Raw genomic sequence first — 18,096 nt, 5'->3', positions numbered from 1 at the left:
TGTGAGGCTGTTATATGCCTGAAGGAAATTTTCAACAGCCTGTAAATAGTGCCACTACTCTTGTGGAGAGTTATGCAGCAGGAAAGCGAGACTTTAGTAAAGCAGAACTTGGTAATGCTGATTTGCAAGGTATTAACTTGAAAGGTTCTGACCTTAGTTATGCTGACTTGAATGAAGCTAACCTGAGTGGCGCAAATTTGAGAGGAACCGATCTGAGTTTTGCCGATCTGGGTCAAGCTAATCTGAAGGATGCTAATCTCAGGGGAGCATTGTTGATGTCAACGAATCTTCGCCAAGCCAATCTCAAAGGAGCGAACTTGGAAAAAGCAGACTACGATCGCAGCACCAATTTTCCTCAAGATTTTGACCCAGTAAAAGCGGGTATGCAGATTAAATCTGAAAATTGATTGAAGTTCAATGATGGTACTTGCCTCAAGATAGAAGATATTTTTCCTAAAAAAGTTGTATTTTTATGGAAAAGCCTATCGATGAGGTTGACAATGGAGGCAAAAAGTGAAACCCCCAACCAACGCGCACCACTAATCACTGCTGGAATTTTTCTTGGTGTAGGTATTGGAGGGTTTATTGATGGAATTTTACTGCATCAGATCCTCCAATGGCATCACATGCTTAGTAATATTCGACCTCTGACAAACATAGCGAATATAGATTTAAACACGCTATGGGATGGATTATTTCATACCTTTAATTGGGTATTCACCGTGGTAGGAGTTGTCTTGCTATGGCGTGCCGGAGCGCGTGAAGATGTTCCTTGGTCATCACAGACCTTTATTGGGTCAATATTGATTGGTACTGGGTTGTTTGACTTCGTTGAAGGTTTAATTGACCATCAAATTCTCGGTATCCATCATGTAAAACCAGGGCCAAATGAGTTAGCTTGGGATTTAGGATTTCTTGCATTAGGTGCGCTACTTATTGTCATCGGCTGGATAATGATAAAAAAGACAAGAGTCATTAGTCATTAGTCATTAGTCATTAGTCATGGGGCATTGAGCATTGGGCATAGGGCATTGGTCGATAATCATAGTTCTTCTTCCCCTGCCTCCCCTGCTCCCCCTGCTCCCCCTGCCTCCCCTGCTCCCTCATCCCCTCACTCCCCCCTATGACAGATACTTTTGAAAAAACTAGCTGGAGTTGGCAGCTTTCTCAATTTCAACAACAAGCGGGAGAATGGTGGGAATACCAGTTTTACCGCTTTGAGAGCGCTTTACCTGAATTTCCTACTGGATGGTCAATTAGTCCTTGGCTTGGTGAGTTGCTGAAATTTCTGTTTTGGCTGGTACTAGGTTTATTTGTAGTTTGGGTGGGTTGGCGATTATGGCAAGAATTCAGTTCTTATGTATATTCTTGGCTGAATAGAAGTGGCAATCTCACTGATTTTCGTGGAAAAACTAGCTCTAGTGAGTTATCCATAGCCCTTTTGTTGGAGCGATCGCAACAATTTTATCGTCAAGGTAACTACCGTGAGGCTTGCCGTTGTATTTATTTAGCAATGTTGCAGCAGTTGGATAAAAATGCGATCGCACCCCACAAACTCAGCCGCACAGATGGCGAATATCTGCAATTGTTGCGATCGTCTGTGACTCCAATACAGCCTTATGAAACTTTAATTACCACTCATGAGCAATTATGTTTTGGTAATGCCGAGATTTTGCCAGACAATTATGAGCAGTGTCGCCAAGCTTATCGGGAAATTTCCCCAGAATGAAGGAAGAAAAGGCGGGGATAGAAATAATACATAGCTAATAGCTAAAAAATCAATACTTTTAGTGAAAATTAATCTAAAAGTCAGAAAAAGCGAGAGATACGGACAAAGACTTATCCTCGCTTTTTGTATTCCCTAAGCTGTGAGAGTTGCGATAGCTCGATCCACAGCTTCCAAGGCAGTGTTTACTTCTGCTTCTGTGACAATTAGCGGTGGCACAAATCGGACTACTTTTGGCCCGGCAGGTACGAGTAATACACCCTCGTTGATGGCAGCATTAACGACATCTGCTGCGGTTAGTTGAATATTGGCTCGCAACTCCAAACCGTTAATTAAACCCCAACCCCGAATTTCGCCAATATGCTGAGGATATTTCGCTGCGATCGCTTTCAATCCAGTTCGCAATTGTTCACCCCTATCTTGCACATTCTGCAAAATATTTTCTCGTTCCAACGTCTGGCAAACACTGAGTGCTACACCACACACAAAAGGATTTCCACCAAAGGTGCTAGCATGTTCCCCTGGTTGAAAAACATCACAGAATTTCTTGCTCATCATTGCACCAATGGGAATACCGCCACCTAAGCCTTTAGCACTGGTAAAGATATCCGGTTCAACGCCAAGATGTTCGTAAGCCCATAATTTGCCACTGCGTCCCATGCCAACTTGCACTTCATCGAAAATCAATAAAATGCCAGTTTCGTCACAAATTTGCCGGAGCTTTTTGAAATAGGCAACATCTCCCGGACGCACACCGCCTTCTCCCTGCAATGGCTCAATCAGAATCGCAGCTACCCGATAATCGCCTTCATCCAACTCGCTAATCGCCACTTCCACAGCGTTAATATCGTTGTAATTTACGTAGTGGAAACCAGGAACCAAGGGATCAAAATATTTTTGATACTTCGGTTGTGCTGTAGCGGTAATCGTTGCCAAAGTCCGTCCGTGGAAACTGGCATTGGCGGTTAAAATAATCGGTTTTTCAATGTCTAATACTGTGTGGGCATATTTCCGCGCCAGTTTAATTGCAGCTTCGTTAGCTTCAGCTCCAGAGTTGCAGAAAAACACGCGATCGGCACAAGAATGTTCAACAAGCCATTTCGCCAATTCACCTTGCTCAGGAATGTAGTACAAATTAGAGACATGGTGCAGCTTCTGGATTTGGCGTGTCACCGCTTCTACCATAACTGGGTGGGCGTGTCCTAAAGTACAAGTGGCAATTCCAGCCACAAAGTCCAGATATTCTCGCCCCTGTGTATCCCAAACCCGGCATCCAGCACCCCGTTCTAGGGCTAAGGGAAACCGACCATAGGTAGACATGACAGCTTCATTAAAGCTATTTGCATCAAAGGGACTGGATGCTACAGACCCTGAATCTGGGGGGATGGTGGCTTGTTCAACGAGAGTTTGTAGGCTCACTACCGCTCCTCCTCTTGAGTTTTTCATCATATAGTTATTTACTAGTTTCCTAGAAATCCCTAAAAATTACTTTTTATTTAGCACAACTCGTACTTCTTTTTAGGCTAACGCTTATATGACCTCAAAGACATGGCGGTGCTGAAAAAAATTTTGTAATCAACACTTGAGCAAGAGTATGAGTAACAGGCAAGTTTGCATAAGCGTAGCCCGTCTGTCGAGGGTAGAGTCCAGGATTTTCTTATAGAACACATGAGGAAATTCATCTTGCTGTGTGTGGGAAAACTGCCAGAAAGTTAAGGGAGTTAGAAGTTATAGAGGGGTAATCTATCGATATAAATTAGTTATGATGCTTTAAATATCTGGTTGGAATTATTTTTCAGTGATTTTCAGTTCATCAATATTCCAAAAAGTTGGCCCCAATGCAGAAAACTTGATAGGATTGACACGTTCACGCACCGCCTGAAACGAAATTGGATTCACAAGGCAGAATATTGGCAACTGTTCAGCAACGATTTGCTGAAATCTGCTATAAATGGCCTTGCGCTTGCTCTGGTCTAGTTCTTTAAATCCTGCGCCAAAAAGACTATCGATTTCTCTCTCCCAATCAGAAACTACCCATCCTTTGAGCGGGGGTTTTCCCGGTAAAGCACCTTGGTTAAACTGATGAAATGAGCCTTGACTAGTCCAAAATAAAGATAAAAGATTAGGTTCAACATCTGCACCGGGAACACCAAATGCACCGACATAACAATCCCAATCTCGACGAGAGAGTAGCTTTTGTAATACTACATTAAAATTGACTACCTGCATATCTGCTTTGATACCAATTTGATTGAGGTCTTGTTGGATTTGAACGGCGGCATCGATTCTTAATTGATCTTCTGATTTCACCAAGAGATTGAATTGCACACGATTTTCATCTTTATCTAACAGTTCTTTTTGGAAGTTGTACTTAAACCCAGACTCTAACAACATCTGCCTAGCTTTCTGAGGGTTGTAATCATACACTTTTAACCCTGCTGCTGGGGAAAAGTAATAGGGACTTTGAACAGTAATTGGCGAATGTTAGATTTCGCCTAAACCGCGATAGATATTAGTTTTAATTCGGTTGCGGTCAATGGCATAGGCAACTGCTTGCCTAAAAGCTAAGTTATTAAACCACCGAGATTTAATTGGGTCTATAAAAGGCTTACCTTTAGAATTACTAGCTTGGTTGAGATTGAAACCCACAAAGCTAAAACCCGCAGTAGGCCCACCATTATAAATAATAAACTTTCCTCGCTTTTCCTCTTTCTTGAGTAACCCAAATACTGCTGGTGTCACATTCAAAGTATCCAGTTCCCCTGAGCGTAATCTGAGTAACTGATTTTCTGTAGAAGCAATAATTTGCCAGACAATACGTTGAATATAAGGCTGTGGATTTTTTGAGAATCTTTGCTCCAGTAATAGGGGTTGCGTCGTAAAATTATCCGTTCACCAGGAGTATAGCTTTCAATTTGGTAAGGCCCATTACAGATAATTTTTTGCGGATCAGTATTGGTTCCCCACATTGAGAGAAACTTAGGATTACCATTGACATCACTGGATAATACAGAAGAACGCAAGGCATGATCTGGCAAAATTGCTAGCCTTTCGGCGTATCTTAAAAAAGGGGCAAAAGGTTCTACAAAAGTAAACTCGACTCGCAGATCATCTAGTTTCTGAACTGACGGGAAAGTTTCAGTTTTGCCAATACGTAAAAAATCTCTATATAAAGTGGGAATTTTTTTATTAAGATAAATGTATTGATAAGTAAAGACTACATTATCTGCCGTGAGCGGTTTACCATCTGACCATTTTAATCCTGTTTTTAAGGTAAAAATAATTTGCTTTTTATCAGCAGATATTGACCAAGATTATGCTAGTCTTGGCTCCAACTTACTAGTCATAACATTCTCATCGATTAATCCCTTGAAATAAAAGATAAAACACTGTATGGAGAGTCATTTATGGCATAGTTAAAAGTAGTTGAGTCACTTAGTGAAACTAAAACTAATTGAGCTACCTGAGATGTTTTGCTTTTCATTTGTGTCGGGTGACAACTTGTGAGCAAAAAACAACAAGATAGTAGCAAACCAACTACTAAATTCAGAGGTTGGACAACAGCAGGAATCATTTCTAATTATCTACCTTGCAGCTACTATCTACACAGTACAGTATGTTGATTTACTGGTATTAGGACAATGATAGTAGACCGAAAAATTTTGCGATCGCCTACGGTAGCCGCTTCAAAGTCGTGACCTGTTATAGCTGGATTTGTAGTTTGAATGTACTAAAAAGTACAAATGCGATAAAGTTAGTACAAAACTAGAAAAAGTAGGCTAAAAGTACTATTTTTACGTCATTCTCAACACTCGAGCAAAAATATCAACGTATCCAAAAGGAGTTAATGGCCGGGGCGCTCGCTCTTGGCGGTGTTTTCTTCATTGGCACTTTGTGGTACTCGTTAGTGGAGGGCTGGTCATGGGAAGATGCCGCTTACATGACAGTCATCACTCTTGCAACCGTGGGATACGGAGAGACGCACCCACTAGGTAACCGAGGACGATTGTTTACAATTGCCCTGATTTTATTGGGTGTAGTTAATATCGGTTACATTGTCAACAGATTTACAGAAGCAATCATTCAAGGCTACTTTCAACAAGGAATTCGGCTACAGCAGCAGAGGCGGTTAATGGAATCCCTAACAGAACACTACATTATTTGTGGATTTAGCCGGACTGGTCGTCAAATCGCCAAGGAATTTCGGGCAGAAGGTGTATCTTTTGTAGTGATTGATTCAGATATGGAATCAGTGCAAAGGGCGCAGACAGAAGGTTACACAGCATTCCAAGGCGACGCGACCCTAGACGATACGCTTTTGAAAGTTGGCGTTGAACGGGCGATGTGTATCGTAGCAGCACTCCCTTCAGATGCCGAAAATTTATATATTGTATTGTCAGCAAAAACACTTAATTCGGCAATTCGGGTGATTGCACGGGCAAGTACAGAAGAAGCTTTGCAGAAGTTACGACGCGGTGGTGCAGATGAAGTGATATCCCCCTATATTACTGGTGGGAAGCGGATGGCTGCTGCCGCACTCAGACCCCAAGTATTGGACTTTGTAGACGGGATTTTAACAGGTGCAGACCGCCAATTGTATATGGAAGAATTTTTACTCGACCCGGCTTTTTGTCCCTTTGTAGGTCAAACTTTGCAAAAGGCGAGATTGCGATCGCAATCTGGGGCATTAGTTCTGGCAATTCGCCGCGCTGATGGGACTCTCATTGGTGGCCCTACTGGCGATACGATTTTAATGCCAGGCGATCGGTTAATTGGTATGGGTACAGCAGAGCAATTGCGTAGTCTTAACCAAATTCTTGGCCCAATTGGTTCGCGAAAATTGCGACGACCGAAAAATAGTTGAGGGCAGATATCAGATAATTTCTCTAGACAAAAAGTAATAAAAAAAAGTTTTAAAAAAATAGGTATTGACATGAATACAAATTTAGAGGATTTCTCATATCTATGGAATGGTCAAGAACCTGATTGGGCATTGTTAAAATTCTATGCCTCACCTTCAGAAAAAGAACCAAGATATTTAATTGTCAACACGAAAATCAAACAAGGTTTTCTAACTCATGATGATAGTCTCTATCAGCATCTAAAACAAATTATGCTTGATAAAAAAGTTCGCATTATCTCAAATTTATGAATTTAACCGCTTGTATTTTCCTCAAGCCAAGCGACTGAATCAGATGAAGGTTGTCGTATCCTACCATCTGGCATGATTGCACCTGATTTTATTAATTATTATCTTTTGATACATTACGCTTAACTCAGCCACTGTAAAATATTGGTCTTGCTAACCAATGCCCAATTAATAATCAATTTCTTTCCACCCATGCATAGCTGCTACGCCTTTTGTAACCCATTCGATCACAACTGGGGGAGCTTCTGATATCAAGATGCTAGGATAAACTGCTGCACCCCATTCGGGATGCACTAGCAAACGGCATTTATTTTTAATCACTGGATAGTTGAGCAAAGCCTTGACAACTGCTGTGTCATCATGGGGAATTGCTCCAGGATGAGACAGTAAAGGATAGCCTGTACGAGGGTCGATTAGGTCTGTTAAATAGCCGCGATCACGCAGATTAAATGCCAAATCGCAGCCAAATCTCATAAACTTTTCTCGTAAGCATTCTTTCTCTGTCTCTACTTCTGCTGTCTTTTCGACTAGTTGATAACGAGATTGCTGTAAGACAATCACTACTCGTAAAAATGGCTGCCGTTTCCAATCTGGTAATATCCGTTCGCAGTTGGCACAGATATATTGACTGGGAGCATGAATTGAAATTTGAACTGCTTGTCCCGTTTCGCCAACTAAATTAATAGGACAGCTTTGCTCCGAAGTGTAAACCTTGGGATAGTTCACTAAATTGATTCGATTTTGGCAAGTTTTTTAATTTAATCTCCGGTATAGATGATAGCTCTTAAAAGTTCATAAAAATCATCAGTTTCCTATAATATGCTACTTTTTTTGGAAGTAATTACTGATAATTTAATAATTTTAATCCTAATTTTATCCTTTATTAACCTGTTCTCATGGGATTTGTTGCGATCGCTATCAGTATTGGCATAGGTGCAGCTTGTGGTAGACAAGCGATGCCTACAGCAGGCTACGCCTACGCTCGTGAAATCTCTTCGATCAAAATCCCCAAAAATGACCTCTACCTCAGACGATTTGCAGCCAAAACCAAAATGGTCTAGCCGTCAGCAAACCTGGATTAAACAGGCGTCTGGTGAAGCAAAGCGTATCGGAGTTTCGCCAAAGGCAAGCAGAAAAAACAAACTTAATTGTGTCTCTTTGGAGATGCTGAAGCTATTCAGTATCAAATAAACATTGCACATTAACTGGTGAGGTTGTCCTTTGTCAATTGTCCTTTGTCCTTGGTAAACACAAATGACTAATGACTAATGACGGTCTACACGGAAAATAGTGCAATATGTAAGCGCGTTAGCATACTTTCCATAGCACCCAATTAATTAAGTTTTAAAGAATTCACCGGCACTTCATCCCAAGAATCCACTGTCCGCAATCGCGCTACCCAACCAGCTTCCTTTTGCGTCTTGGTCAAATTATTCTGAAATGAATCATGACAATCTTTGGCTTGAGATTCGTTACAAGTGGCAATACAGGCATGAATCATCCCAGACGGATCAATTTGCTCATTTACCCAAATAGTCATGGAATTATTTCCTCGAAAACTGTAGCGAAAAAAGCTATTCGTCATTTTAGAATACTATTAAAGCCAATCAATTTTGGATTTTAGATTGCCGATTTTGAACTTTGGCATGAGCGCGGCTTGACTGAGCGATCGCCAAGTGGCCAAGTGTCTTGGTCTAACTATTTTGGATTTACTTTGAATTTTAAATCGTTATCTCCTCTTTCGTAGCGACGGCGGTAGAGTAATTCTAACTGTCCACCATATTCTTGAATCCAGGCAATTTGTCGCTGGTAGAGTCCCCGGAAGGTATTGGCAAATAAAAGTGTAAAGATTGCCACTACCAACCCTGATGCAGTAGATACTAAAGCTTCACTAATTCCAGCTGTTACACCTGTTGTTTTACTACCTCCCACATCTCCGATATTTAGAGAGGCAAAGGAGTTAATTAATCCTAAAACAGTACCGAGAAGTCCCAACAGGGGCGCAAGACCAATAATTGTCTCAAAAATATTTTGGGAACGCTTGAGTAAGGGGATTTCGGCTTGGGCTTCACTTTCTAATGCCAAACGAAAGTCTTCTGGTGTCGCCTCCTCCAATTCTAAAGCTGCTAAAAAAATCCGAGCAATGGGTAAATCAGTATTTTTCTGCAATTTATCTAAAGCACCAACTACATTATCAAGGCGATAAAGCTGTAGCACCTCTCGCACTACCTTGTTTTGCCGATTATTTATCTTTACCCAAAAGATGATCCGTTCGATAATCAGCGCCACTCCTAACAAAGAGAACGCAAGCAGAGGCCACATGACTATGCCACCTGCTGTAAACAGATTACTAATTTCCATTTATTATTTTTAACTCACCAACAACGCTAGATTAACAGATCGTTGAGATGGAGCAGTTTAAGGCTGCATTGTAGTTACAGCAATTTTTCAGCTATCCTCAGTTTGGCCGATCGCGATCGCGGATTTTTCGCAATTTCCTCTTCTTGGGCAATAATTGGTTTTTTTGTCAAGACTTTTAACAAAGGTGAATTTCTTAAACCATGCTTCACCGGACGGTCTTCTAAACTATGAAAACTGATAATCGCAATTCTGCCACCAGGGACAAGGGCATTTGGTGCTTTATCCAAAAAGGTTTCTAGAGATTTTAACTCATCGTTGACGACAATTCGCAGAGCTTGAAAAACACGGGTAGCGGGGTGAATTCTGCCATAACGGTATTTAGGGGGAACTGAAGAAGCGATCGCATCAGCTAATTCTGTAGTCGTGTGCAACGGTCGCCGTTCTACAATACGACGAGCAATGCGCCGCGATAATCTCTCCTCACCGTACTTAAAGAAAATATCAGCTAATGCTGCCTCATCCCAATTATTAATCACATCAGCAGCAGTTAGCGATCGCCCCCGATCCATTCGCATATCCAAATTTGCAGCTTGGCGAAAGCTAAAACCTCGTTCTGCTTGATCTAAATGGTAAGAACTTACCCCCAAATCGGCTAAAATACCATCGAAAGTGTTAGGGGGAAACTCGTAGTCAGCAAAATTGCTATGAATAAATTGTATGCGAGCCTCCTTCGGAGGAGCTTCGCTAACGCTATATTCAGCTAAATTCTTTTGTGCAGCTGCTAAAGCATCTTCATCTTGGTCAACTGCTGTTACCCGCACATCCGCCGCAGCTTCTAAGATTAGGCGACTGTGACCACCACCACCTACCGTTACATCTAAATAATGTCCACCTGGACGCACCGCCAAACCCTCAATTACCTCCCGTCCCAAAACGGGAATGTGAGAAAAAGCCAGTTCTTCTAAATCTAGCGGTGTTTGTAAATCTGATTTCATTTTTAAATTTAATTTTATTTTTGTTTCTATTTGGTAAGACTTACACCAAAAACCTCTTAAACTCTTATTTCTCCGTGTCCTCTGCGTTTTCCGTGGTTCGATTTAAGTCCTGTTTAGTACTTATTCCCAATCACCAACATCAGGATTTTAAATGCAAAAAGATATTAGATGAAAAAAAAACCTGTGCCTAAATCCCTTGCATATCAAGCTTCCCTATAATAATTGAAGAGGTGCAACGAAATGAAACATCAATTACAACACCTTCGCTGCTATCCTCTCTCCAACATAACCCTGTAGAGTCAAAATTATATAGATTGCCCCTACAAACCTCATTTTGGCAGACTAGATAAATCGGCTGTGGTTGGCATCTAGGCGGTTCAATTCAAAATTTTCACGAACGGAGAACACGAAATCTATGACCAGACTAGAAACCCGCACTGAACCAATGGTGCTAAACATGGGGCCACACCACCCCTCAATGCACGGGGTTCTGCGGCTAATCATGACTCTGGATGGCGAGGATGTCGTTGACTGTGAACCAGTTATCGGCTATTTGCACCGAGGAATGGAAAAAATCGCCGAGAACCGTACTAATGTAATGTACGTCCCTTACGTTAGTCGGTGGGACTACGCGGCGGGAATGTTCAACGAAGCCGTTACTGTCAACGCCCCAGAAAAGCTTGCAGGCGTCGCTGTCCCCAAACGCGCTAGCTACATCCGCGTCATCATGCTGGAGTTGAACCGCATCGCTAACCACTTGCTGTGGTTTGGCCCCTTCCTCGCTGACGTAGGCGCACAAACTCCCTTCTTTTACCAGTTCCGAGAACGGGAAATGATTTATGATTTGTGGGAAGCTGCCACAGGTTATCGAATGGTGAATAACAACTACTTCCGCGTTGGTGGAGTAGCAGCCGATTTACCTTACGGTTGGGTAGATAAGTGTCTGGAATTTTGTGACTACTTATTACCCAAAATTGATGAGTACGAACGCTTAGTAACCGATAACCCCATCTTCCGGCGACGTGTTGAGGGTCTTGGTACTATCACTCGTGAAGAAGCAATTAACTGGGGACTTTCTGGCCCCATGTTACGCGCATCTGGCGTGCAATGGGATTTACGGAAAGTTGACCATTACGAATGTTACGACGATTTCGACTGGGATGTGCAGTGGGAAACTGCCGGTGATTGCTTTGCCCGTTACGTGGTGCGGATGCGGGAAATGCGCGAATCTGTGAAGATTATTCGCCAAGCAATTAAAGGACTTCCTGGCGGCCCTTACGAAAATTTGGAAGCCAAGCGTTTAGCCGCAGGTAAAAAATCCGAGTGGGACGCATTTGATTATCAATTCATAGGCAAAAAAGTTTCTCCAACTTTCAAGATGCCCAAGGGTGAAATCTACGCCCGTGTAGAAAGTGGCAAAGGTGAATTGGGAATTTATTTAGTTGGCGATGATAACGTCTTCCCTGCACGTTGGAAGATTCGTGCAGCAGATTTCAACAACCTCCAGATTGTCCCACATTTACTGCGCGGAATGAAGGTTGCAGATATCGTAGTCATTCTCGGTAGTGTTGACATAATCATGGGATCTGTAGATAGGTAGTAAATATCTATCTCAATATTTTTTAGAGCAGTTGTATTATGCAACTGCTCTTTTTTTTATAATTTTTGAAGACGTGATAAATTACCGTCTCTGCAAAGGACTGATTATTGTACAGACGGCGATTTATCGCGTCTCTAATCTGGCTATAAATATTTTTTACTCATATAACATAAATACGAAATATTTATAGAGCCTTAAATAATGCCCCGTATTTTTGACAACATTGATTTACAACTGCTACCAATTTTACGAGAAACTCTCAAAGTATCTTATCGCGCAGACTTTTGCGTTGGCTACTTCAACCTCAGAGGTTGGCGAAGAATTGATGATTTGATTGAACAGTATGTTGGTGGTGAAAATGCTTGTTGTCGTTTGCTAATTGGGATGCAAAGCTTACCCATTGATGAAGTTCATGCAGCATTTAGTCTTGTTAGTGGCGATGGAAGGATTGACAATAGTAGCATTGTGCGGTTTAAAAAACGTATGGCGGCGGAATTTCGCCAGCAGTTGACTATCGGTGCGCCGACTAATCAGGATGAAGCGGGATTGCGGCGGTTAAGTCATCAGCTAAAAAGTCAGAAGGTAATTATTAAACTGTTTCTGCGTCATTCTCTGCACGCTAAGTTATATCTTGTGCATCGTCATGACCTTTTCTCGGACTAATTTATTTAAACGTTTAGAAAGTAGTGGTGTTGCTTTTATCCAATCAATTGAACGCCACATTTTACGGAATTTCATTTATTTATATGCTTTAGAGCAGGGGCTTGATATCCCTATTGGAACTCAAGAAGCTGAATTGTTAGATACAAATAATAATGATGAAGATGCCGATTCTGTGGCAGCAGCTTTGTTTGATACAGAAACCGAAGAAGATGATTTTACTACTTTGCTGCAAGGGGAGAGAGAAAAAGAATTAACTTCTTTTTCTACCGATGATGAAAAGGCATTTAAAACAGAAAAACTTTTTCGTCAAAGAGCAGAATCAATTTATCAAGAATATAAAACTCGCTATCAACGGAGATTTAAGTGGCTGCGGTCTACACTTTTTGTTGATATTAAAAAACTGAAACGGGATTTATTAGAAGATGCCAAAGCATTAATTAATATACTGCAACAGTGTGGTGAGTGGAATCCTCAAAAAGATGAGAAACTTGCTGCTTTAATCAAACTATTAACAGAAATTCACCCCAAAGATAAAGTACTAATTTTCACACAATTTGCTGATACAGTCCGCTACCTTGCAGACAATTTGCGGTTGAGTCAAATTACTCATGTAGCTGGGGTAACAGGTCAATCTAAAGACCCGACAGTAATGACGGGAAGATTTAGCCCTATGAGTAATGGAAAACGTGAGCAAATTTCATCATCAGATGAGTTGCGGATTTTAATCGCTACCGATGTTTTGAGTGAAGGTCATAATTTGCAAGATTGTGCAATTATCGTCAATTGGGATTTACCTTGGGCGATTATTCGCTTAATTCAGCGTGCGGGAAGAGTAGACCGCATTGGCCAAAATGCTGATAAAATTCTTTGTTATTCTTTTTTACCAGCCGAGGGAGTAGAACGGATTATTAATTTGCGGGGACGACTCCGCAAACGACTGCAAGAAAATGCTGAAGTAGTGGGAACCGATGAAGCTTTTTTTGAAGATGATGATGCACGAGTAATTCTCGACCTCTACAACGAGAAATCTGGAGTTTTAGATGGTGAAGAAGATACAGAAGTTGATTTGACATTAGAAGCATTTCAAATTTGGAAAAAAGCCACCGATGGTAATCCGGGTTTGAAAAAGACGATTGAAGAAATGGAAAATGTAGTTTATTCTACCCGCGCCCATACTCCGCAACCTGTGCAACCAAAGGGAGTATTGCTTTATATGAAAACCACAGAAGGGAATGATTCTTTAATTTATGTTGACCGCGATGGAAATAGCGTTACTCAATCACAATTAGCAGTGCTTCAGGTAGCGGCGTGTGAAGAATCTACCCCAGCCATACCAAGAGATAAACAACATCACGAATTAGTAAACAAGGGTGCTGAATTGATTGCTGAAGAAGAGAAAAATGCCGGGGGTCAATTAGGACGACCATCAGGTGCAAGGTTCCGCACTTATGAACGGCTGAAAAGTTATGTTCAAGAAATGAAAGGAACACTATTTGTTAGCGAAGAACTTTTAAAAGCAATTGATGAGATTTATCGTTATCCTTTGCGACAGTCAGCCATTGATACTCTCAACCGCCAACTCAGAAGCGGTATTAATAATCAGCAGTTGGCTGAGTTAGTTGTAGCGTTACGAATGGATGACCGTTTGTGTATTGTCACAGAAGAACTGGAGAAGCGAGAACCTCAAATTATTTGTTCTTTGGGATTATTTTCTAATTCGTAATTTTTAATTAAGGCAATAGACGTGATAAATCTCTATCTTTACAATAATTAGCCCTTTTTAGAGATGGCTATTCATCGCGTCTTTGTTATATTTAAAGATATAATTTAACTATTTTAGGAGTAATTTTTATGGTTATATTATCATCTAATCTTTCTTTAACAGAGTTTCTGCAATTACCAGAAACTAAACCAGCTAGTGAATATATTGATGCAAAAATCTACCAAAAACCAATGCCGCAGGGAAAACATAGCAGAATCCAAACTCGTTTATCAACCGAGATTAATCAGGAAAGCGAACCTGAGCAAAAAGCTTTAGCATTAACTGAATTACGCTGCACATTTGGAGGACGTTCTTTAGTTCCAGATATTGCTGTATTTGAATGGTCACGGCTGATTGTTGATGAAGATGGGGAAATTGCTAATAAGTTTCAAACTTATCCAGATTGGATAATTGAAATTTTATCACCTGATCAATTTCCTAACCGGGTAATTGATAAAATTCTTTTCTGCATTAATCATGGTACAAAATTAGGTTGGTTTATTGACTCTAACGATAAATCGGTGATGGTATTTCAACCTAATAAATTGCCAGAAGTAAAATATAATAATGATAAATTGACTGTTCTTGATGTATTAACAGATTGGCAAATTACGCCAGCAGATATATTTAGTTGGTTAAAAGTTAAATAATTAAAAGACGCTTATAAACCGCATCTACACAAGCAAGACTTACCACCGTGAGTTTCAAACCCTCAATTTAGCTCGTTCACCTCATCACCTTGTTCCCCAAATTGGGTTAGGTCTGTATTGCACTCAACTCAGAAGCCCTATAGTAGTAGAGTGACATGCTTAAAATGTTGGATTTCAAAAAATTACAAAAACCAAAATTCAATCATTAACAGAATTACTCAATCCAATAAATTAAGCTTGCCAGGCTAGTAGGTTGGGTTGAGGCTTTGCAAAACCCAACAAAGCTTTGATAATGTTAGGTCTACGTTACTCAACCCAACCTACACCTTACGGAAAACACCTAAATTAGAAAGCAAACTGGGGTTTGAGTAAGTCAAAGCTTGTTTTGCTTGCGGAAAACACCAAAATGAGAAAGCAAAAGCTTCTTTTGAGTAAGTCAAAGCTTGTTTTACTTACGGAAAACACCAAAATGAGAAAGCAAAAGCTTCTTTTGAGTAAGTCAGAGCTACTTTTGAGAAAGCATTTCAGTATTTTGAGAAAGTAAACGGGCATTTTTCTAAAGCAATTAGGCATTTTGATAAAGTAATCAGCTACATCCTCACAACATTTCCGATTGTGAATATAACCGTTAAAGAAGCAGCATTAGAAGCTTTCCGTAACTTTGCCCCAATGTTTGGAAACTCAGAATTAGTCTGTCGTTCCCATGCAGAGAGAGGTTCTGACAATTCAGGTCATCACGAAAACCTAACCCCCTAACCCCCTTGCCGACACTCTAAGGGGAAAATTCAAAGTCTTTCTCCTTTTAGGCTACGGTCAGCGTACACATTAAGTCGAATTACCCCCCTTAATCCCCCCTTTCTAAGGGGGGAAAAAGAAATCTAGTTTCCTCCCCTTTATAAGGGGAGGGTTAGGGTGGGGTAAAACCTTGGTTAATCAGCTATTTCAGACTTGTATGTACACCGTAGCCTTAAAGAAAGAAATAAAAGTGAGGTTTTCCAGATAACCTGAAAAGTCAGTGCAGAGGATGGGGACAAGAAATACTAACAATATGACAAATATCTGTAACTATGAATACAAACTGACTTGCTACATTACAGTTTAAAGTATATTTATTGCCTCAAGTTATAAAAAAACTAAACATATTATTTGTAAAATTACAACATTCTTAATTTTAAATTTATAATATTGGATTTTCTCTAGTAGAATTAAAAAATGAATTTCTTAATAATTTCTTTTAAATTCACTGAATAAGCTAACTAGTATTGTGTTTCGTTAAAATCGAATTGCTGCTATAAATACAAGAATGTATTTAAACAAGGTCTAATAAATTACTATATAAATCCGACAGCATTTACTTAGTCGTAATTTTAGAACCGTGCAAATTCATCCTCACTCGGAATATAACCATAGCCGCGATCGCCGTGAACAAGGTTTGCAAAATTTGCTCGTTCGCCTTGTTAAAACAATGCAGCGCGATGAGTTAGTTCGGCAAACAACCAATCAACTCAGAGAATCGCTTCAGGTTAATCGGGTGGTATTGTATTATTTTTACAGTCAGTGGCAAGGGCAGGTGACTTTTGAATCTTTGAGTTCTCAAGAATTCTCAATACTTGGTTCCACTGGCCCAGATGATTGTTTTAACAATGAGTATGCTGCTTTATATTTAGCAGGACGTGTAAGAGCGATCGCTGATATTGAATTAGAGCCAATCCAGCCTTGTCACCGAGATTTTCTTCGAAATTTGCAGGTTCGCGCCAACCTAGTTGCACCAATTGTCACACCTAAAGGATTATGGGGATTGCTAGTAGCACATCACTGTCAAGGGCCTCATTATTGGTCGCCATCAGATATAGAAATGATGAAAACAGGGGCACAAACTCTAGCAACAGATCATAATATTCTGGAGAGTTAAGTCACTGTGTATTCAAATCGCCTACAGTAAAGTAGCAGAAATCCTCGCCAGCACTGATTTTTCTAGTTAAGGAGAAAAAACTGTGAAATTTGGTTACACGGTCATTTGGGTAGACGATGTAGTTAAAACCGTTGAGTTTTACGAAAAAGCCTTTGGTCTAGTTCGTCGCACTCTCGTGGATAAAGGACAATCTATCTGGGCAGAAATCGAAACCGGAAACACCACACTAGCTTTCTCTTCAAGTAGCGAAGCACAGAAGTTATTTCCTGGTGGCTGCCATCCCAACGACGTTACACAACCACCAGCATTAATCCAAATATCATTTATTACTCCTGATGTTGGCAGCGCTTACATGAGAGCGATCGGAGCAGGCGCAAAAACACTAGATGCTCCTAAAACTCAGCCTGGGGGACAAACTATTGCTCGTGTCCGCGATCCCAATGGTGTGCTGGTGTCGTTGGTGAGTGCCTAAGTACAAGTCACCGGAAAAAAGGGTCGGAAATAGAGGAAGATATCCTCTGTAGGGTTGCACAAAAAAAATCGGACATGCTTTCTCCGTATCTCAAGTATCCAGGTTCAAATGACTGGTGAGCAACAAGACGTACTAAACAGTTGGCTGCGTAAGTCAACAACTCCTGTGGGTTTAGCAAAACGCGCCCGTGCAATATTAATGTTGGCATCAGGGGAAACTTTTTGTAAAACCAGTGAGTATGTTGGAATGGGAGAACGTCATATCAGAAAGTGGGCAAGACGATTTGTAGAGCAAGGTATCGAAGGATTATACGATGGCAAACGACCGGGACGACAAGAAAGTTTTTTCCCCCTCAAGTCGCATTGTATCTGGTTAAAATAGCTTGTGAGCGACCCGATATGATGGAGCGCTCATTATCGCAGTGGGACTGTACAGAGTTAGCGCGTCAAGTAATAACAGCAACAATAGTTGGTAGTATTTCCGCATCTACGGTGTTCCACCATCGATTACAACAATTCATTTGGTATTGGATAATTTGAGTGTACATAAGGGTAAGAAAGTGCAAGCTTGGTTACTCAAAAATCCACGTTTTATCTTCCATCATCCGCCTGTCCACTGTTCCTGGATGAACCAGGTTGAACAATGGTTTAGTATTCTCCAACGTAAACGTCTCACAATTGCAGATTTTGCTGATAAACAAGCGCTTTCACAACGTTGTTAGCATTTATTCATGAGTGGAATGTTATCGCCCACCCTTTTAATTGGAGTCAAAAATCAACTACAAAAATTCTTGCCAAGTGTGAAAT

General features: G+C 40.7%; 21 protein-coding genes and 1 pseudogene. 15 read left to right on the top strand and 7 right to left on the bottom strand.

Annotation, left to right across the window (positions count from 1 at the left end; translation table 11 throughout):
• The first annotated feature begins 14 nt into the window (after window positions 1–14).
• The 3 genes from RMY00_RS04850 (at window position 15) to RMY00_RS04840 (ending at window position 1,729) form a co-directional block, all read left to right on the top strand.
• On the top strand, window positions 15–407 hold the full coding sequence (locus tag RMY00_RS04850) for a pentapeptide repeat-containing protein (RefSeq protein WP_322646467.1): 393 nt from the start codon (window positions 15–17) through the stop codon (window positions 405–407).
• A 93-nt stretch (window positions 408–500) separates the two neighbouring features.
• Window positions 501–986 carry a DUF2243 domain-containing protein gene (locus RMY00_RS04845; protein WP_322646466.1) on the top strand — a complete coding sequence of 162 codons (486 nt, stop codon included), beginning with the start codon at window positions 501–503 and terminating at the stop codon, window positions 984–986.
• A 137-nt stretch (window positions 987–1,123) separates the two neighbouring features.
• Window positions 1,124–1,729: a DUF4129 domain-containing protein gene (locus RMY00_RS04840; protein ID WP_322646465.1), complete on the top strand. Its 606-nt coding sequence runs from the start codon at window positions 1,124–1,126 to the stop codon at window positions 1,727–1,729.
• 132 nt (window positions 1,730–1,861) lie between these two features.
• On the opposite strand, the gene RMY00_RS04835 is transcribed toward RMY00_RS04840, so the two are convergent.
• The 3 genes and pseudogenes from RMY00_RS04835 to RMY00_RS04825 all read right to left on the bottom strand — a co-directional run bounded on the left by RMY00_RS04835 (window position 1,862) and on the right by RMY00_RS04825 (window position 5,007).
• The gene (locus RMY00_RS04835; protein ID WP_322646464.1) at window positions 1,862–3,145 is read right to left on the bottom strand and encodes an aspartate aminotransferase family protein; all 1,284 of its coding nucleotides are present in this window, start codon (window positions 3,143–3,145) and stop codon (window positions 1,862–1,864) included.
• A gap of 369 nt (window positions 3,146–3,514) precedes the next feature.
• Window positions 3,515–4,528, bottom strand: a pseudogene (locus tag RMY00_RS04830) (ABC transporter substrate-binding protein).
• Window positions 4,471–5,007, bottom strand: coding sequence for an ABC transporter substrate-binding protein (locus RMY00_RS04825; RefSeq protein ID WP_322646795.1), 537 nt, complete (start codon window positions 5,005–5,007; stop codon window positions 4,471–4,473). The pseudogene RMY00_RS04830 and the gene RMY00_RS04825 overlap by 58 nt, the downstream one beginning before the upstream one ends.
• A 566-nt stretch (window positions 5,008–5,573) precedes the next feature.
• Here RMY00_RS04825 and RMY00_RS04820 point away from each other — a divergent pair.
• Window positions 5,574–6,590, top strand: coding sequence for a potassium channel protein (locus tag RMY00_RS04820; protein WP_322646463.1), 1,017 nt, complete (start codon window positions 5,574–5,576; stop codon window positions 6,588–6,590).
• A gap of 69 nt (window positions 6,591–6,659) precedes the next feature.
• Window positions 6,660–6,878 carry a hypothetical protein gene (locus RMY00_RS04815; RefSeq protein WP_322646462.1) on the top strand — a complete coding sequence of 73 codons (219 nt, stop codon included), beginning with the start codon at window positions 6,660–6,662 and terminating at the stop codon, window positions 6,876–6,878.
• Between the two features lie 165 nt (window positions 6,879–7,043).
• Here the strand turns inward: RMY00_RS04815 and RMY00_RS04810 are convergent, their stop codons facing one another.
• Window positions 7,044–7,601 (bottom strand): methylmalonic aciduria and homocystinuria type D protein, encoded by a 558-nt coding sequence (locus RMY00_RS04810; RefSeq protein WP_322646461.1) that lies wholly within the window; start codon window positions 7,599–7,601, stop codon window positions 7,044–7,046.
• A gap of 170 nt (window positions 7,602–7,771) precedes the next feature.
• On the opposite strand from RMY00_RS04810, the gene RMY00_RS04805 reads away from it, so the two are divergent.
• On the top strand, window positions 7,772–7,936 hold the full coding sequence (locus RMY00_RS04805; protein ID WP_322646460.1) for a hypothetical protein: 165 nt from the start codon (window positions 7,772–7,774) through the stop codon (window positions 7,934–7,936).
• Window positions 7,937–8,208: 272 nt separating this feature from the next.
• Here RMY00_RS04805 and RMY00_RS04800 read toward each other — a convergent pair whose 3' ends face one another.
• The 3 genes from RMY00_RS04800 to rsmH form a co-directional block, all read right to left on the bottom strand.
• Entirely contained in the window at window positions 8,209–8,415 is a 207-nt protein-coding gene (locus RMY00_RS04800) for a glycogen debranching protein (RefSeq protein WP_322646459.1), read from the bottom strand.
• 158 nt (window positions 8,416–8,573) lie between these two features.
• A complete protein-coding gene (locus tag RMY00_RS04795; protein ID WP_322646458.1) occupies window positions 8,574–9,236 on the bottom strand; it encodes a MotA/TolQ/ExbB proton channel family protein in 663 nt (220 codons plus the stop codon).
• Window positions 9,237–9,310: 74 nt separating this feature from the next.
• Entirely contained in the window at window positions 9,311–10,231 is a 921-nt protein-coding gene (gene rsmH / locus RMY00_RS04790) for a 16S rRNA (cytosine(1402)-N(4))-methyltransferase RsmH (protein WP_322646457.1), read from the bottom strand.
• 415 nt (window positions 10,232–10,646) lie between these two features.
• Between rsmH and RMY00_RS04785 the strand changes: the two genes are divergently transcribed.
• The 9 genes from RMY00_RS04785 (at window position 10,647) to RMY00_RS04745 (ending at window position 18,011) form a co-directional block, all read left to right on the top strand.
• Window positions 10,647–11,831, top strand: a complete 1,185-nt coding sequence (locus RMY00_RS04785) for an NAD(P)H-quinone oxidoreductase subunit H (RefSeq protein ID WP_322646456.1) — start codon at window positions 10,647–10,649, stop codon at window positions 11,829–11,831.
• Window positions 11,832–12,032: 201 nt separating this feature from the next.
• Window positions 12,033–12,494, top strand: a complete 462-nt coding sequence (locus tag RMY00_RS04780) for a hypothetical protein (RefSeq protein ID WP_322646455.1) — start codon at window positions 12,033–12,035, stop codon at window positions 12,492–12,494.
• Entirely contained in the window at window positions 12,475–14,217 is a 1,743-nt protein-coding gene (locus RMY00_RS04775; RefSeq protein WP_322646454.1) for a C-terminal helicase domain-containing protein, read from the top strand. The genes RMY00_RS04780 and RMY00_RS04775 overlap by 20 nt, the downstream gene beginning before the upstream one ends.
• 128 nt (window positions 14,218–14,345) lie before the next feature.
• The gene (locus RMY00_RS04770; protein ID WP_322646453.1) at window positions 14,346–14,906 is read left to right on the top strand and encodes a Uma2 family endonuclease; all 561 of its coding nucleotides are present in this window, start codon (window positions 14,346–14,348) and stop codon (window positions 14,904–14,906) included.
• Window positions 14,907–15,521: 615 nt separating this feature from the next.
• Entirely contained in the window at window positions 15,522–15,662 is a 141-nt protein-coding gene (locus tag RMY00_RS04765) for a hypothetical protein (RefSeq protein WP_322646452.1), read from the top strand.
• 619 nt (window positions 15,663–16,281) lie between these two features.
• Window positions 16,282–16,818: a GAF domain-containing protein gene (locus RMY00_RS04760; protein WP_322646451.1), complete on the top strand. Its 537-nt coding sequence runs from the start codon at window positions 16,282–16,284 to the stop codon at window positions 16,816–16,818.
• Between the two features lie 82 nt (window positions 16,819–16,900).
• Window positions 16,901–17,290: a VOC family protein gene (locus RMY00_RS04755; RefSeq protein WP_322646450.1), complete on the top strand. Its 390-nt coding sequence runs from the start codon at window positions 16,901–16,903 to the stop codon at window positions 17,288–17,290.
• A 108-nt stretch (window positions 17,291–17,398) separates the two neighbouring features.
• Window positions 17,399–17,671: a helix-turn-helix domain-containing protein gene (locus RMY00_RS04750; RefSeq protein ID WP_322646449.1), complete on the top strand. Its 273-nt coding sequence runs from the start codon at window positions 17,399–17,401 to the stop codon at window positions 17,669–17,671.
• Between the two features lie 139 nt (window positions 17,672–17,810).
• The gene (locus RMY00_RS04745; RefSeq protein WP_322646448.1) at window positions 17,811–18,011 is read left to right on the top strand and encodes a transposase; all 201 of its coding nucleotides are present in this window, start codon (window positions 17,811–17,813) and stop codon (window positions 18,009–18,011) included.
• The last annotated feature ends 85 nt before the right edge of the window (window positions 18,012–18,096 follow it).

The organism is Nostoc sp. ChiVER01 (genome assembly GCF_034531155.1).
GTDB lineage: Bacteria > Cyanobacteriota > Cyanobacteriia > Cyanobacteriales > Nostocaceae > Nostoc.
Note: the sequence above shows the minus strand (reverse complement) of the source record. Positions and strands in the feature narration are given on the sequence as shown.